The organism is Kitasatospora sp. NPDC004669 (genome assembly GCF_040609455.1).
Lineage (GTDB): Bacteria > Actinomycetota > Actinomycetes > Streptomycetales > Streptomycetaceae > Kitasatospora.
The window spans coordinates 17,819-32,346 of record NZ_JBEXKB010000016.1 but is presented as its reverse complement, the minus strand read 5'-3'; the positions used below and the strand labels follow the sequence as shown (position 1 = coordinate 32,346).

Below are 14,528 nucleotides of genomic sequence, written 5' to 3'. Positions count from 1 at the left end.
GCCCGACGCCGACGGGGTCGTACGCCTTTGGTCCCGGTGTACGACCCCGTCGGTGTCTGCGACCATGGTCGGGTGACAGAGATCCGGCGAGGCACGTTCAGCGAGGAGACCTTCTTCGACCAGGTCGGCGGTGAGCCGACCTTCCGGCGTCTGGTCCGCCGCTTCTACGAGGGCATCGCCGAGGACGAGTTGCTGCGGCCGATGTACCCGGAGGAGGACCTCGGCCCGGCCGAGGAACGGATGGCGCTCTTCCTGATGCAGTACTGGGGCGGCCCGCGCACCTACAGCGATCACCGCGGCCACCCGCGGCTGCGGATGCGCCACGCACCGTTCAAGGTCGACAGGGCCGCTCACGACGCCTGGCTGACCCACATGCGGGCGGCCGTGCACAGCCTGGAACTGCCCGCCGAGCACGAGCGGCAGCTGCTCGACTACCTGACGTACGCGGCCGCGTCGATGATCAACACCCCGGGCTGAGCCGCCTCTCACCGGGCGACCCGGACAGGGCTACCGGAACAGGACTACCGGATCGGGCTGAGCCCCAGCCCCGCGCCCGGCGCGGCCGCCGTCCGCACCACCACCGAGCCCGCCGGAGCACTCAGCCGCAGCCAGCCGCCCGCCCGGTGCACGGTGAGCGGGACGCCCGGCTTCAGGAAGCCGATCACGTACGCGGCGTGGACCGCGCGCAGCGGCAGCTCCGGCAGCGCGGTGACCGGGCGGGACCAGATCTCGTCGGCCAGCCGGTCCAGCACCTCGCGGGTGCGGTGGTGCGCCGGGACGGCCTCGCTGCGCTCGCGGAACTCCTTCACCCCGGCCATCAGTTCGGGGTACACCTCGGCCACCGGCGGGGCGCCGGCCGACCGCCAGCCGACCCGCGGCGGCAGCAGCCCGGCCCAGGCCGGACCGGTCACCGGCGCGGGCAGCGCGACGGCTCCCGCCTCGGCGTCCACGCCGTCCAGCAGCTGACCGGCCGAGACCGTCAGATCGACCGGCTCGTCCAGACCGCTCAGCCGGGCGGTGCGGATCGCCAGCGCGCCCGAGCCGCCCAGCGGCAGCCGGCCGAACACCGCCAGCACACCGTCGTCCCCGTCCGGGGCCATCGCCTGCAGCCGCACGGCCGCCGCCTTGTCGAAGCGCAGCAGGCGCAACAGGAAGGCGGAGAGGTCGGCTGCCTCCCCGGCGTCGGTCAGGGCGAGGCGGGCGGTGATGGTCAACGCGGCTCAGCTCGAATCGTCGTGGGGCGCGATCGTCGTGGGGCGCGATCGTCGTGGGGTGGGACTTTCAGACTGCCGCGACGACCGGGGTCTCGTCCATGAAACGGGAGAGGAACTCCCGCTCCACCGGGGAGATCCGGCGCGGCCGGCCCTCGGCCAGGTCGTAGGGCACGACCACGGTGGAGGCCCGGACGTACACCGTCTCGGAGCCGTCCTCGTGGACGTCCTTGATGTCGTAGGAGACGGTCAGCGAGGCGCCGCCGATGTGCGTCACCCGGGTCTCGATGGTGACCGGCTCCGGCCGGTGCACCAGCGGGCGCTTGTAGTCGATCTCGTGGCGGGCCACCACCGAGCCGCCCGCGAACTCCCCGGCGCCGGCCTCGGCGGCCTGGGTGAACATGAAGTCGATCCGGGCCTCCTCCAGGTAGCGCAGGAAGACCACGTTGTTGACGTGCCCGAAGGCGTCCATGTCGGACCAGCGCAGCGGGCAGGCGTAGATGTGGCGAGCCACGGGTGTCTCCTCGGTGTCCGGCTGGCCCGCCGCCACGGATCGGCGACGGGCCGCGGCCCGGCAGGCCGCCCCGGAGGGCAGTCTGCCGGGCCGTTGTGACAGCTGGATGTCAGCCTCGGGTCAGCTTCTTGTACGTGGCCCGGTGCGGACGGGCGGCGTCGGCGCCGAGCCGCTCGACCTTGTTCTTCTCGTACGACTCGAAGTTGCCCTCGAACCAGAACCACTTGCTCTCGCCCTCGTAGGCGAGGATGTGGGTGGCCACTCGGTCCAGGAACCAGCGGTCGTGGGAGATGACCACGGCGCAGCCGGGGAACTCCAGCAGGGCGTTCTCCAGCGAGGACAGCGTCTCGACGTCGAGGTCGTTGGTGGGCTCGTCGAGGAGCAGCAGGTTGCCGCCCTGCTTGAGGGTCAGCGCCAGGTTCAGACGGTTGCGCTCACCACCGGAGAGCACGCCGGCCGGCTTCTGCTGGTCCGGGCCCTTGAAGCCGAAGGCCGACACGTAGGCGCGGGACGGCATCTCGACCTGGCCGACGTTGATCCAGTCCAGACCGTCGGAGACGACCTCCCAGAGGGTCTTCTTCGGGTCGATGTTGGCGCGCGACTGGTCGACGTAGCTGATCTTGACGGTCTCGCCGACCTTGACCTTCCCGGAGTCCGGGGTCTCCAGGTCCTGGAGCATCTTGAACAGCGTGGTCTTGCCGGCGCCGTTCGGGCCGATGACGCCGACGATGCCGTTGCGCGGCAGGGTGAAGCTCAGGTCATCGATCAGGATCTTCTCGCCGAAGGCCTTGGAGAGGTTCTCGACCTCGATGACGACGCTGCCCAGACGCGGGCCCGGCGGGATCTGGATCTCCTCGAAGTCCAGCTTCCGCATCTTGTCGGCCTCGGCCGCCATCTCCTCGTAGCGGGCCAGACGGGCCTTGGACTTCGCCTGGCGGCCCTTGGCGTTGGAGCGGACCCACTCCAGCTCTTCCTTGAGGCGCTTGGCGCGCTTCGCGTCCTTCTGGCCCTCGACCTTGAGACGGGACTGCTTGGTCTCCAGGTAGGTGGAGTAGTTGCCCTCGTACGGGTAGGCGCGGCCGCGGTCGAGCTCCAGGATCCACTCGGCGACGTTGTCCAGGAAGTACCGGTCGTGGGTGACCGCGACGACGGTGCCCTTGTACTTCTCCAGGTGCTGCTCCAGCCAGTTCACCGACTCGGCGTCCAGGTGGTTGGTGGGCTCGTCGAGCAGCAGCAGGTCGGGGGCCTCCAGCAGCAGCTTGCAGAGCGCGACGCGGCGCTTCTCACCACCGGAGAGCTTGGTGACCGGCCAGTCGCCGGGCGGGCAGCCCAGGGCGTCCATGGCCTGCTCCAGCTGGGCGTCCAGGTCCCAGGCCTCGGCGTGGTCCAGCTCCTCCTGGAGCTTGCCCATCTCGTCGAGCAGCGCGTCCGAGTAGTCGGTCGCCATCAGCTCGGCGATCTCGTTGAAGCGGTCGAGCTTGCCCTTGATCTCCTTGACGCCGTCCTGGACGTTCTCCAGAACGTTCTTGGACTCGTCGAGCGGCGGCTCCTGGAGCAGCATGCCGACGGTGAAGCCGGGCGAGAGGAAGGCGTCGCCGTTGGAGGGCTGCTCCAGGCCGGCCATCATCTTCAGCACGGTGGACTTACCGGCACCGTTGGGGCCCACGACGCCGATCTTCGCTCCGGGGAGGAAGCTGAGCGTCACGTCGTCAAGGATGACCTTGTCTCCGTGCGCCTTGCGCACCTTGCGCATCGTGTAGATGTATTCCGCCACGTGAGATCGCTCCGGCGTCGTCGGGAGTAATTCGGCTTGCAGCCTTCCATTGTGCCGCACCCGGCCGGAACCCCCGAACCGCCCAGGTGACCCCACCGGGGTATCCGTGGCCGCAGGCGGACCACCCGCCTCTCCCGCGACGGCGCGGCCCTCGCTCCCCGCCCCGGGAACGGCGAAGGCCCGGCTCCCCGCATCAACTGCGGGGAGCCGGGCCGGTTCCGCTGCTCAGGGCCTCAGGAGGTCGACTCCCCCGGCCCGCTCAGACGGGTCAGGCGGTGGTGCGACCGTGACGGCCACGGCGGCGCAGGACGAAGACCGCGGCGCCACCGGCCACGACCAGGCCACCGGCGACGGCGGCGAGGATCGGGGTCGAGTCATTGGCACCGGTCTGGGCCAGGCCACCGGTGCCCGGGGCGGCGCTGGTGGTCGCCGGGGTCGGCTGGCCGGCGGCCGGGGTGGTCGAGGTGGCCGACGGGGTGGCGGTGGTGGCGGCCGGGGTGGTCGGGGCGCCGGTCGGGGTCACGCCGGTCTTGCAGTCCAGGAAGCCGGTGAACTCCTTGGCGTAGCCGTTCGCGCCGGCGACCTTGATGTCGTAGTTGGTCTTCTCGGCGACCTTGACGAGCACGCTCTCGGTCTTGCCCGGCTGGACGGTCACCTGCTGCTTGTCGACCGTGACGGTGGCGGCCTCGTCACCGCTGTTGGTGACGGAGACGCGCACGCCGTTGTTGGCGCACTCGACCTTGGCGGAGCTGTCGACCAGCGCGCCCTTGCCCTGCTTCCAGGTGGCCTGGGCGGCGGCGGCGACGCTGACCTTGGTGGAGCCGGCCAGGATCATGGTCTGGCTGTGGCGACCCTGGTTGTCCACGTCGGTCATGAAGACCCGGCCGCTGAGCACGTTGGCCTCGGCACTGGCGTTGACGGCGGCCTTGCCGTCCGCGGTGCCGGCCGGCACGTCCAGGAACAGCTGGGTGTCCTTGGCGATCGGACCGGCCAGGGTGCCGTTGACCGGCTTGCCGTCCTTGTCCACCAGCTTGGCCTTGTCGGCGGCGTCGCCGGAGACGGCGAGCTTCACCTCGTTGGCGCTGGAGTTCAGGACGAACGGGCCGAGCTTGCTGCCCGACTTGCCGGAGGCGGAGTCCGGGGTGAGCGTCAGCGAGGGCTTCGGCTCGGCCGCGACGCCCTTGTTGACGTCGCTGGTCAGGTAGTCGCGCAGCTTCTTGGCGTTCTCGTTCTGCGGGACGGCGTTCTTGTTGTCCGAGAACTTCCAGATCGCGGCCTGGGTGCCCGCGGCGGCGTCCGCGTCGCTCAGGTCATCGACCTGGATGGCCGCAGCCAGGGACTTCAGGTTCGCCTGCGGGTACGAGTTCTCCAGGATCCAGCGGATCTTGGGGGCGTTGGCGTTGCTGTTGAGGGAGCTCGACGCCCAGTCCGACTCGTGGTACTTGGCGCCGCTGTCCAGGTAGACCGGGTTGTCGAAGTCGATGCAGTAGGTCTGCAGCTTCTCGCCCGCGGCCGTCTTGAGGGTGAACAGACCGCCCTCGACGGTCCCCTTGCCCTGGACGTCGATCGCCTCGCCGAGCATGGTGTTCTGGACCACAGCGGTCACACCCGACGCCGGGGTGTCCGCGGCGACCGCCGCACCGGCCGCGAACAGGCCTCCGCCCAGCGCAAGGCTGGTCGTGAGCATGACAGTGGATATGCGGGACAGACTCCGCCCGTGACTCTGGAACATCTGGGATCCCTCCGGAGCGGACCGCACCCAGTGGGCAGCCCGCCGACTTGCCGTGCCGCACGTGCCCCCTGTGGCACTGCTGCGGGTATGAACCAGACGAATCCTATTGAGCCCCGGGGGGCCCGAAACCCCCATGCGAAATCAGGACGATTCCGTATCTGGATCGTTATCAATCCCCCCAGGTTCCACACAAGCTGACGGTCAGGCAGAATCAGTCCGCCACTTTCTGTTATCCGGTCGAGATTGCGCGTGCGGGCGCAACAGCCTTCTCGATCAACATATTTGTCGACAGGGAAGGTCACCGACCGGTCAGCTCAGCAAAGCCCGGTCTTCACCTCCCCGCTCCCCCTCGGACACCTCCCCCTGCTGCTCCGTCACCGACCGCACACCTGGCGGCAGCTCGGACGAACGCGGCGTCACGGCCACCGCCGAGGCCTTGCGCGCCTCCAGCGCGCTGGCGATCCACCCGGGCACCGGTTCGGCCGCCACCTCCGCCGCGGCCGGCCCCGCACCGCCGGGCGGCTGCCCGCGCACCCCGGTCGCCCAACGGAAGGCCGAGGTACCGCGGGTGAGATCGTGTCCGACCGACCGGGCGTCAACCTCGGCCCGACTGCGCTTCACCTCACCCTCCGTCCACTCCCGCACCCGCAGCCGGCCGGTCACCAGCACCGGGTCCCCCTTGGCCAGCGAGCCGATCAGGTTGACCGCGAGCGCCCGCCAGGCCGTCACCCTCAGCCACTGCGTCTCGCCGTCCACCCAGCACGCCCGCTCACGGTCGTACCGGCGCTCCGTACAGCCGAGCTGGAAGTTCGCCATCGGCACCCCGTTGGCGGTTTCCCCGTAGCTCACCTCGGTGGCGACATTGCCGAGCACCGTCACATGCGTCTCGTTCACAGCACACTCTCCGTTCTCGCCGGTGCACCGTAGGGAATCGAGCGGTGCGAGTTGAGAGTGCGCCCCGAAGGAAATCCCGGCCACGGAGTTCTGAAATCCTGTGGATAACTCGGCACAGCGGAATGCCACTGTCACTCGCAGGGGTGAATTTCAGCCTTCGTGCGCCGCCGGGCCGCCATCTCTTCGCGGCCATGACAACAAACCGGCGGATCGCCGCGCCCGCCCGAGCGGGGCGGAAGGCGCGCCGGCCACCGTCCCCGCACGTCATCCGACCGGCGCAAGCCGAAATCTGCCCCCCACCCGCGTCGGCGGCGGCACATTCTCCGTGTCGAATCCATAACGGGAGAGGAGGCAGCCCCGTAACGACTGCACAACGTCCGGCGCAGAACGGTGCGATACCGCTGCACTCACGGCGTTCACCTGCGATTATCGGACCGCTCCACCGAACCGACACACCAACGACGGTGTCGTCACACCCGGCCGAGGAACTGGACACCCTTATCCTGTCCCCGACAGGGCGAGGGTCCACCAACCCCCACCCCCACCCCCAGGTACGGGGCCGGACAACGCGCGCCCCCAGCGCTCGTCGCCCGATCCCGGCCACGGTCACGCCCGCCAGGGCGCCGTCCGTCCCGCCCCCATAGCTCAGCGGATAGAGCACCCGCCTTCTAAGCGGTAGGTCGCAGGTTCGAATCCTGCTGGGGGCGCCACCCTGCAATTTCTGCAGGCCATCGCACCGGCGAACACTTTCCGTGGCCGTTTCGAACCTCCGGGTAATCCCGCACTCACCGCGCATAAGCCGTGACAATGCGTGTCATGCCTGCAGCGAAAACACCTGGAATTCCGGGCGAATCCCCCGGCCCACGCGAAACCGGCCCGCCGGGCGCGGCCGTCAGGGCCCCGGTCAGCCCGCCAGTCCCGCCAGATAGGCGTCCAGCAGGGCGATCTGCCGCTCGGCCGGGAACTCCGCCGGGGCGAACAGCGACTGCACCACCAGCCCCAGCACGAAGGCCTGCGCCGCCGTCGCGAGCCCGGCGGGGTCGACCCCGGCCGGGAGCTCCCCGAGCCGCTGGGCGTCCGCCACGTGCGCCGTGAGCGCCACCCGCGAGCGGGCGTAGCGACCCGCGTGCGCGGCCGCCAGCTCCGGGTCGGCCAGGGCGACGTCCCAGGAGCCGACCCAGATCCGGTTGCCCGCCACGGCCGCCTCGTCCAGCGGCAGTACGTCGAGCAGCGCGGCCCGCAGCCCGGCCAGCCCGACCGGCGGCGGGGTGCCGTCGACGGGGGCGGTGCGCCGGGGCCGGGCGAGCGAGCGCCGGTCGAGCTCCTCCAGCGCGTGGTTCAGCAGCGCCCTCTTGTTCGGGAAGTAGTGCGTCAGCAGTCCGGTGGAGGCACCCAGCTCGGCCGCCACCGCGCGCAGCGTCAGCCCCTCGAAGCCCTTGGTGGAGAGCACCCGCCACACCCCCTCGGAGACTTCCGAGCGGCGTGCGTCATGGTCTCCACGGGCTGGCGTCATGGGGGCTATCGTACATACCAAACGTTTGTTATGAATGGATCACGACAGCTCCCGCACCGTCCGCGAAAGGCCCACCCGTGTTTTCCGTACCGCTCGCCGAGAACGCCGAACTGCGCCCGCTGGAGCCCTGGCAGGCCCCCGAGTTCCTGGCCCACATCGACCGCGCCCGGGCCCACACCGACCCGTGGATCCCGTGGGCCACCTTCTCCACCGACCTCGACTCGGCCCGCGCCACCCTGCAGCGCTACGCCGACGGCCAGGCCGCCGACGAGCGACGGATCTACGGCATCTGGCGGGACGGCACGCTGGTCGGCGGCGTGATGTTCGTGCACTTCAGCACCAAGACCGGCAACTGCGAGATCGGCGCCTGGACCGAGCCGGCCGGCGAGGGCGGCGGGCTGATCACCGCCGCCGTGCGGCAGCTGCTCGACTACGCCTTCGTCACCCGCGGCCTGCACCGCGCCGAGTGGTGGTGCTCGGCCGTCAACGCCCGCAGCCGGGCGGTGGCCGAGCGGGTCGGCATGCGGCGGGACGGCGTGCTGCGCGAGTGGTTCCTGCACAACGGGGTCCGCCACGACAAGGAGATCTGGGCGATCCTGGCCCCGGAGTGGGCCTCCGCCAAGGCCTGACCCCGGGCCGGACCCGACCGAAGCCGGCCGGGACCCGACCCGGACGGGGCCCGACCCGAGCAGCGGGGCCGGTGGACTCCCCCCGTAGTCCACCGGGCCCCGCTCCCCCCGACGCCTACACCGAGCGCCCGCTCAAGCCGCCCGCTCAGGCCGCCAGCACCGGCTCCCCCGGGGTGGCGGCGGCCGCCGCCTCCGCCGACCGCAGCCGCAGCGCCAGCAGCAGCACCAGCGCCATCACCCCGCCCGCCGACAGGAAGACCACGTCCACCGCGTCCGTGAAGCTGCGCACCGCGTGGTCCCGGGCCGCGCCGGTCAGCACCCGCACCGCCCCGAGCGGCCGTCCCGGCTCGCCGGACTGGAAGACCCGGGCCAGCAGGCTGCCGAAGAACGCCGCGCCGAGCGCGCCGCCGAGGGTCTGGAAGAACCGGATGCCGGTGGTCGCCACGCCGAGCTGGTGGCGCGGGGCGGTGTCCTGCACCAGGGTGATCAGCTGCCCGATCAGCTGGCCGAACCCCGCGCCGAGCAGAGCGAGTTCGGCGCCCACCGCCCACAGCGGGGTGTCCGGCCCGCTGAACCCGAGCAGCACCAGGGCGAGCGTCCCGCAGACCGCGCCGGCCGCCAGGAAGGTGCGCGGCGCGTGGCCTCGGGCGATCAGCCTGGTGACCAGCAGGCCGACGCCGGTCATCCCGGCCGCCATCGGCATCAGGTAGAGGCTGGCCGTGGTCGGGGCGATCCCCCGGGCGAGCTGCAGGTAGATCATCACGTAGACGATCGAGCCGGTCATGCCCATCCCGACCAGGCCCTGGACGGCGAAGCCGATCCGCACGATCGGGATCCGGAACAGCGAGAGCGGCAGCACCGGCTCGGCGGCGGTGGCCTGGCGCCACAGGAAGAGGCCGAGGGCGGCCAGAGTGGCGGCGGACAGCCCGAGGATCTCCGGGGAGGTCCAGCCGTGGTCCTTGCCGCCCCACTCGGTGACCAGCAGCAGCCCGGTGGCGAAGGCGGCGGCCAGGGTGGCGCCGAGGAAGTCCAGGCCACGCCGGCGGACGGTCTGCGGCAGCTTGATCACCAGGACGACGCCGGCCACCACCAACAGGCCGAGCGGCAGGTTGATGTAGAAGATCCAGCGCCAGCTGAGGTGGTCGGTGAACAGCGCCCCGACCAGCGGGCCGACGGCCATCCCGAGCCCCGCGACGATGCCGCCCATCGCGCCGCCCTTGCCGCTGCCGCGCTCCTCCGGGTCCTGGAGGTGGGCCATGACCACCATCGTGACGCTCATCAGCCCGCCGCCGCCGATGCCCTGGACGGCCCGGAAGGCGATCAGCTGGCCCATCGACTGCGCGGCCCCGCACGCCGCCGAGCCCAACAGGAAGGTGGCGAGCGCACCGAGCAGCACCCGCTTGGCGCCGTAGACGTCGCAGAGCTTGCCGTAGAGCGGGAGCAGCGCGGTGGCGGCCAGGGCGAAGGCACTGACCAGCCAGGGCAGCCGGTCGACGCCGTGGACGGGGTCGAGGTCGCGGACGATCGGCACGGTGGCCGCCGACACGATGTTCGAGTCGAGCACGGCCAGCACGATCGTGACCAGGCAGAGCAGCATGCCCAGCTTGCGGTGGGCGGCCGTCATCAGGCCGGTCCCGGCCTGGGCGGGTGCGTTCGGAGCGGCGGATGCCATCGGGAAGTCCCCCCGGAGTCAGTGGAGTTCGGCCCGGGCCGGTGTGGTCCGGCGGGCTCGGCACCACCATGACAGCATTCTTGGACTGGGTCAATTCTTCAGCCCAGCCAATCTTTCGCCCCAGCTTATCTTTCATCCGGGACCATCATTCAGCCTGGTCAAGCTTTGATCCTGGTACAGTCTCCTCATGGCGATCCACTCCGGCTTGGACCTCGGCCCCGACCGCGACCTCGACGCGCTCCCGCTGCGCGAGCGCAAGAAGATCCAGACCGGCATCCGGATCTTCCGCACCGCCATCGAACTGTTCGCCGAGCGCGGCTTCGACCAGGTCTCGGTGGCCGAGATCGCGGCCGCCGCCGAGGTGTCCAAGATGACCGTCTTCAACTACTTCCCCACCAAGGAAGACCTGGTCATGGGCCCGATGGAGCAACACCTCGACGAGCCGGCCCGGGTGGTGCGCGACCGCGCCCCGGGCGTCTCGGCTGTCGTGGCGCTGCGCGAGCACTTCCTGGCGGCGCTGGTGAACCGGGACCCGGCCACCGGACTGAACGACGACCAGGTGGTGCTGGACGTGGTCCGGCTGATCCACGAGACCCCGGCGCTGGCCGTACGCGCCACCGCCGCCTTCGACCGGCGCGCCCAGTCCCTGCTGGCCGAGGTGCTGGTCGCCGAGGACCCGGCCCACGACGAACTGACCGCCCGGGTCGCCGCCGCCCAGCTGCTGGCCGTCCGGCTGACCCTGATCGGCGGCAACCACCAGCGGATGCTGGCCGGCCGCCGGGCCGCCGACGCCCTGCCCGCCGCGCTCGACGAGGCCCGCCGCGCCTTCGCCCTGGTCGAACTGGGCCTCGGCGACTACTGCACCGGGGCCGCCTGAGAGAGTGGGCGCACCACGACCGACCGGAGGTGCGCATGGACCAGCCGCTGCTCACGCGGGACCGTTCCGCCCTGCCCGCCCAGACCGACGGCCTGAACGCCTACGTCGGTGAGGACGGCGTCGCGGTGCTGGAGTTCGCCCGCCCGCACCGCCGCAACGCGGTGACCCTGGCGATCTGGCAGGCGCTGCCCAAGGTCCTGGCGCAGATCGCCGAGCAGGAGGGGGTGCGCGCCCTGCTGCTGACCGGCGCCGGGAACACCTTCAGCGCCGGCGCGGACATCACCGAACTCGCCGAGGTGTACGGCGATCCGCAGCACGCGGACGCCTACCACGCGATCAACGTGGCCGCCGAGGAGGCGCTCGCGGCCTTCCCGCACCCGACCATCGCCGTGGTGCACGGCGCCTGCGTGGGCGGCGGCTGCCAGCTGGCCGTCGCCTGCGATCTGCGCTTCGTCGCCGACAACGCCCGGCTGGGGATCACCCCGGCCAAGCTCGGCGTGGTCTACCCCGCGGTGCCGACGCTGCGGCTGGCCCGGCTGGTCGGCCCGGCCCGGGCCAAGTACCTGCTGTTCTCCGGCGAGTTGGTCTCCGGCCGGGACGCGCTGCCGCTGGGCCTCGCGGAGAAGGTCCTGCCGGTCGCCGAACTGGACGCCGCCGCGCTGGAGTTCGCCCGACTGCTGACCACCCGTTCGACCCAGACCATCGGCGCGGTCAAGTCCGCGCTGGCCGTCCCGGCGGAGCGGGCAGCCGAGGCGCTGGAGCCCTGGGAGCGGCGCTCGCGGGAGGCCTCGGACGTGCACGAGGGCCTGGCCGCCTTCCTGGAGGGCCGCCCGCCCCGGTTCTGAGCCGGTCCGGACGGGCAGCGGCGCCGGCGGCTCACGTACGATCATCCGACCGGCGCCCCGCCGCCGCCCGCCTTTTCGACCCGGAGCACGCACCCCGATGACCACCGAGGCCACGGCCGCCCCCACCAGCCGGACGATCTGGGCCCGCCGGGTCACCGACGGCGTCGAGCCGAAGAACGTGATCATCGCGGTCTGCCTGCTGATCGGCGGCCTCCGCTACGGCCTGGCCGGCCTCGGCTGGGCCGCCTTCGCCGCGCTGTTCGCGGCCGTCATCCCGACCCTGTTCATCCAGCGCGGTATCCGCAAGGGCACTCTGGAGGACCGTCACGTCGGCCACCGCCAGCGCCGGCTGACCGTCATCCCCTTCATCATGGGCTCGGTGCTGACCAGCTTCGCGGTGATGATCTGGCTGGACGCCCCGACCGACCTGACCGCGATGGTGGCGGCGATGTTCGCCTCGCTGATCCCGATCCTGGTGATCACCGTCTGGTGGAAGGTCTCCGTGCACACCGCCGTGGCCAGCGGCGCGGTGGCCTGCCTCGGCATCGCGCTCGGCCCGCTGTGGCTGCTGCTCTACCCCCTGGTCGCGGTGATCGGCTGGTCCCGGGTGGTGCTGCGGGACCACACCACCGCGCAGACGATCGTCGGCGCGGTGGTGGGCGCGGTCACGGCCGGGCTCACCTTCTGGCTGGCCCGCTGACCGCATGGGGCGTGTCCGGCGATTCCCGCCGGGCGCGCGAATCGTCGGACACGCCTCAACGGATCGGCATCCCCGAGATCGCCCGGGCGATGACCAGCCGCTGGATCTCGCTGGTCCCCTCGAAGATCGAGTAGATCGCGCTGTCCCGGTGCATCCGCTCCACCGGGTACTCCCGGGTGAAGCCGTTGCCGCCGAGGATCTGCATCGCCTGCGCGGTGACGAACTTGGCCGTCTCGCCCGCGTACAGCTTGGACATCGAGCCCTCGGCCGCGGTGAACGGCTGGTTGTTGACCGCCATCCAGGACGCCCGCCACACCAGCAGCCGGGCCGCGTCGATCCGGGTCTTCATGTCGGCCAGCTGGAACGCCACGCCCTGGTTGTCGATGATCGGGCGGCCGAACTGCTCCCGGGTCTTGGCGTAGTCCAGCGCCACCTCGTACGCGGCCCGGGCGATGCCGATCGCCTGCGCGCCGACGGCCGGGCGGGAGGCCTCGAACGTGGCCATCGCCGCGTTGCCCTTGCCGCCCGGGCGCTTGACGCCCTCACGGGCCCGGGCCAGTCGCTCGTCCAGCTTCTCCTTGCCGCCGAGCAGGCAGCTGCCGGGCACCCGGACGTCGTCCAGCACCACCTCGGCGGTGTGCGAGGCGCGGATGCCGTGCTTCTTGAACTTCTGGCCCTGGCTCAGCCCCGGGGTGCCCGGCGGAACGACGAAGGAGGCGTGCCCGCGCGTGCCGAGCTCCGGGTCGACGCCGGCGACCACCACGTGCACCGCGGCGATCCCGCCGTTGGTGGCCCAGGTCTTGGTGCCGTTGAGCACCCACTCGTCCTTGGCCTCGTCGTAGACGGCCCGGGTGCGCAGCGCGCCCACGTCGGAGCCGGCGTCCGGCTCGGAGGAGCAGAAGGCGGCCACCTTGACGTCGTCCGGGGTGCCGAACATCTGCGGGGTCCAGGTGCCGATCTGCTCGTCGGTGCCGTTGGCGAGCACCGCGACGGCGGCCAGCGTGGTGCCGACGATGGACAGCCCGATGCCCGCGTCGCCCCAGAACAGCTCCTCCATGGCGATCGGGATGCCGACGCCGGAGGGGTCGAAGTACTGCTGGGCGTAGAAGTCCAGCGAGTAGATGCCCAGCTTGGCGGCCTCCTGGATGATCGGCCAGGGGGTCTCCTCGCGCTCGTCCCACTCGGCCGCGGCCGGGCGCATCACGTCGGCGGCGAAGCCGTGCAGCCAGTCGCGTACGGCGAGCTGGTCCGCGCCCGGGTCCAGCGAGAACGTGCTGCTCATGGTGCTTGCCTCCGAAGAAGGGGTACGGCCGACCGGGGTGTTACCTCGGGTAACATCGTCGGAGTCTGCTACTGATTGGTAACCGGTGTCAACGCCCCCGCAGACCCCGCCCACCCCGACCCCGGCCCCGGCCCCGACCCCGAGGAGCAGCGCATGTCCCGAGAGCCCCGCCGCGAGCAGTTGCTCAACGCCGCCGACCGGGTCGTCCAGCGCGAGGGCCCGAGCGCCAGCATGAACGCCATCGCCGCCGAGGCCGGCATCACCAAGCCGATCCTCTACCGGCACTTCGGCGACCGGAACGGCCTGATCAGAGCCCTCACCGAGCGCCACACCGGCGGGCTGCTGGCCGCGATCCGGGCCGCCCTGGCCGAACCGTTGGAGCGCCGCGACCGGGTCGAGCACGTCCTGGACACCTACCTCGCCGCGATCGAGGCCCGCCCGCAGGTCTACCGGCTGCTCACCCACCCCGAGCCGGGCGACCCGAGCGGCGCCGGCAACGCGCTCGCCCCCGCCCTCAAGCAGATCGCCGAGGAGATCACCCGGGCCGTGCAGAGCCAGGTCGACCTCGGCGCCGACCGCGACCTGCTCGCCGAGGCCTGGGGCCGGGGCATCACCGGCATGGTGCTGGCCGCCGGCGACTGGTGGCTGGAGAGCAAGCCCTGCTCACGCACCCGCATGGTGCAGGCCCTGGCCGACCTGCTGTGGGGCCGCCTGGCCGCCGCCGCGGACCTGCCGACCGCCGTCCTGCCGCCCACCCCGGTCGAGCCCGCCGCGGACTGACCCGTCGCGACCTGACCCGTCGTCGGCCGAGCTGGCGTGAACCGGACTCCCGTTTGCCGCACCACCCTTGTGCGGCCATCGGCGCCACCGGCATCATCGGGGCCC

General features: G+C 71.6%; 14 protein-coding genes and 1 tRNA gene. 7 read left to right on the top strand and 8 right to left on the bottom strand.

Annotated features, from left to right (window positions below; translation table 11 throughout):
* Nucleotides 1–72 precede the first annotated feature (72 nt).
* Nucleotides 73–477, top strand: coding sequence for a globin (locus ABZW30_RS16045; RefSeq protein WP_355671706.1), 405 nt, complete (start codon nt 73–75; stop codon nt 475–477).
* Between the two features lie 44 nt (nt 478–521).
* Here the strand turns inward: ABZW30_RS16045 and ABZW30_RS16040 are convergent, their stop codons facing one another.
* From ABZW30_RS16040 to ABZW30_RS16020, 5 genes are all read right to left on the bottom strand, one after another.
* Nucleotides 522–1,214, bottom strand: a complete 693-nt coding sequence (locus ABZW30_RS16040) for a hypothetical protein (protein ID WP_355671705.1) — start codon at nt 1,212–1,214, stop codon at nt 522–524.
* Nucleotides 1,215–1,281: 67 nt separating this feature from the next.
* A complete protein-coding gene (locus tag ABZW30_RS16035) occupies nt 1,282–1,725 on the bottom strand; it encodes a thioesterase family protein (RefSeq protein ID WP_355671704.1) in 444 nt (147 codons plus the stop codon).
* 109 nt (nt 1,726–1,834) lie between these two features.
* Complete coding sequence (ettA, locus tag ABZW30_RS16030) at nt 1,835–3,499, bottom strand: energy-dependent translational throttle protein EttA (RefSeq protein ID WP_355671703.1); 1,665 nt, start codon at nt 3,497–3,499, stop codon at nt 1,835–1,837.
* 268 nt (nt 3,500–3,767) lie between these two features.
* On the bottom strand, nt 3,768–5,186 hold the full coding sequence (locus ABZW30_RS16025) for a Cys-Gln thioester bond-forming surface protein (protein ID WP_355671702.1): 1,419 nt from the start codon (nt 5,184–5,186) through the stop codon (nt 3,768–3,770).
* A gap of 354 nt (nt 5,187–5,540) precedes the next feature.
* Nucleotides 5,541–6,125: a single-stranded DNA-binding protein gene (locus tag ABZW30_RS16020; RefSeq protein WP_355671701.1), complete on the bottom strand. Its 585-nt coding sequence runs from the start codon at nt 6,123–6,125 to the stop codon at nt 5,541–5,543.
* A gap of 634 nt (nt 6,126–6,759) precedes the next feature.
* On the opposite strand from ABZW30_RS16020, the gene ABZW30_RS16015 reads away from it, so the two are divergent.
* A tRNA-Arg gene (locus ABZW30_RS16015) sits at nt 6,760–6,835 on the top strand.
* Between the two features lie 194 nt (nt 6,836–7,029).
* Here the strand turns inward: ABZW30_RS16015 and ABZW30_RS16010 are convergent.
* A complete protein-coding gene (locus ABZW30_RS16010) occupies nt 7,030–7,638 on the bottom strand; it encodes a TetR/AcrR family transcriptional regulator (protein ID WP_355671700.1) in 609 nt (202 codons plus the stop codon).
* 77 nt (nt 7,639–7,715) lie between these two features.
* Here ABZW30_RS16010 and ABZW30_RS16005 point away from each other — a divergent pair, with 77 nt between their 5' ends.
* The gene (locus ABZW30_RS16005) at nt 7,716–8,267 is read left to right on the top strand and encodes a GNAT family protein (protein ID WP_355671699.1); all 552 of its coding nucleotides are present in this window, start codon (nt 7,716–7,718) and stop codon (nt 8,265–8,267) included.
* Nucleotides 8,268–8,412: 145 nt separating this feature from the next.
* On the opposite strand, the gene ABZW30_RS16000 is transcribed toward ABZW30_RS16005, so the two are convergent.
* A complete protein-coding gene (locus ABZW30_RS16000; protein ID WP_355671811.1) occupies nt 8,413–9,891 on the bottom strand; it encodes an MFS transporter in 1,479 nt (492 codons plus the stop codon).
* 235 nt (nt 9,892–10,126) lie between these two features.
* Here ABZW30_RS16000 and ABZW30_RS15995 point away from each other — a divergent pair, with 235 nt between their 5' ends.
* From ABZW30_RS15995 to ABZW30_RS15985, 3 genes are all read left to right on the top strand, one after another.
* Nucleotides 10,127–10,816 carry a TetR family transcriptional regulator gene (locus tag ABZW30_RS15995; protein ID WP_355671698.1) on the top strand — a complete coding sequence of 230 codons (690 nt, stop codon included), beginning with the start codon at nt 10,127–10,129 and terminating at the stop codon, nt 10,814–10,816.
* A gap of 35 nt (nt 10,817–10,851) precedes the next feature.
* Nucleotides 10,852–11,661 (top strand): enoyl-CoA hydratase/isomerase family protein, encoded by an 810-nt coding sequence (locus ABZW30_RS15990; protein WP_355671697.1) that lies wholly within the window; start codon nt 10,852–10,854, stop codon nt 11,659–11,661.
* Between the two features lie 97 nt (nt 11,662–11,758).
* Entirely contained in the window at nt 11,759–12,361 is a 603-nt protein-coding gene (locus ABZW30_RS15985; protein ID WP_355671696.1) for a hypothetical protein, read from the top strand.
* 55 nt (nt 12,362–12,416) lie between these two features.
* Here ABZW30_RS15985 and ABZW30_RS15980 read toward each other — a convergent pair whose 3' ends face one another.
* Nucleotides 12,417–13,643 carry an acyl-CoA dehydrogenase family protein gene (locus ABZW30_RS15980; RefSeq protein WP_355671695.1) on the bottom strand — a complete coding sequence of 409 codons (1,227 nt, stop codon included), beginning with the start codon at nt 13,641–13,643 and terminating at the stop codon, nt 12,417–12,419.
* Between the two features lie 153 nt (nt 13,644–13,796).
* Here ABZW30_RS15980 and ABZW30_RS15975 point away from each other — a divergent pair, with 153 nt between their 5' ends.
* On the top strand, nt 13,797–14,423 hold the full coding sequence (locus ABZW30_RS15975; protein ID WP_355671694.1) for a TetR family transcriptional regulator: 627 nt from the start codon (nt 13,797–13,799) through the stop codon (nt 14,421–14,423).
* Nucleotides 14,424–14,528 lie beyond the last annotated feature (105 nt).

Coding starts and splice junctions, on each gene's coding strand:
- ABZW30_RS16025 (WP_355671702.1), bottom strand. CDS start 5,186: ATGCTCACGACCAGCCTTGCGCTGGGCGGAGGCCTGTTCGCGGCCGGT.
- ABZW30_RS16010 (WP_355671700.1), bottom strand. CDS start 7,638: ATGACGCCAGCCCGTGGAGACCATGACGCACGCCGCTCGGAAGTCTCC.
- ABZW30_RS16000 (WP_355671811.1), bottom strand. CDS start 9,891: ATGACGGCCGCCCACCGCAAGCTGGGCATGCTGCTCTGCCTGGTCACG.
- ABZW30_RS15995 (WP_355671698.1), top strand. CDS start 10,127: ATGGCGATCCACTCCGGCTTGGACCTCGGCCCCGACCGCGACCTCGAC.
- ABZW30_RS15990 (WP_355671697.1), top strand. CDS start 10,852: ATGGACCAGCCGCTGCTCACGCGGGACCGTTCCGCCCTGCCCGCCCAG.
- ABZW30_RS15985 (WP_355671696.1), top strand. CDS start 11,759: ATGACCACCGAGGCCACGGCCGCCCCCACCAGCCGGACGATCTGGGCC.
- ABZW30_RS15980 (WP_355671695.1), bottom strand. CDS start 13,643: ATGAGCAGCACGTTCTCGCTGGACCCGGGCGCGGACCAGCTCGCCGTA.
- ABZW30_RS15975 (WP_355671694.1), top strand. CDS start 13,797: ATGTCCCGAGAGCCCCGCCGCGAGCAGTTGCTCAACGCCGCCGACCGG.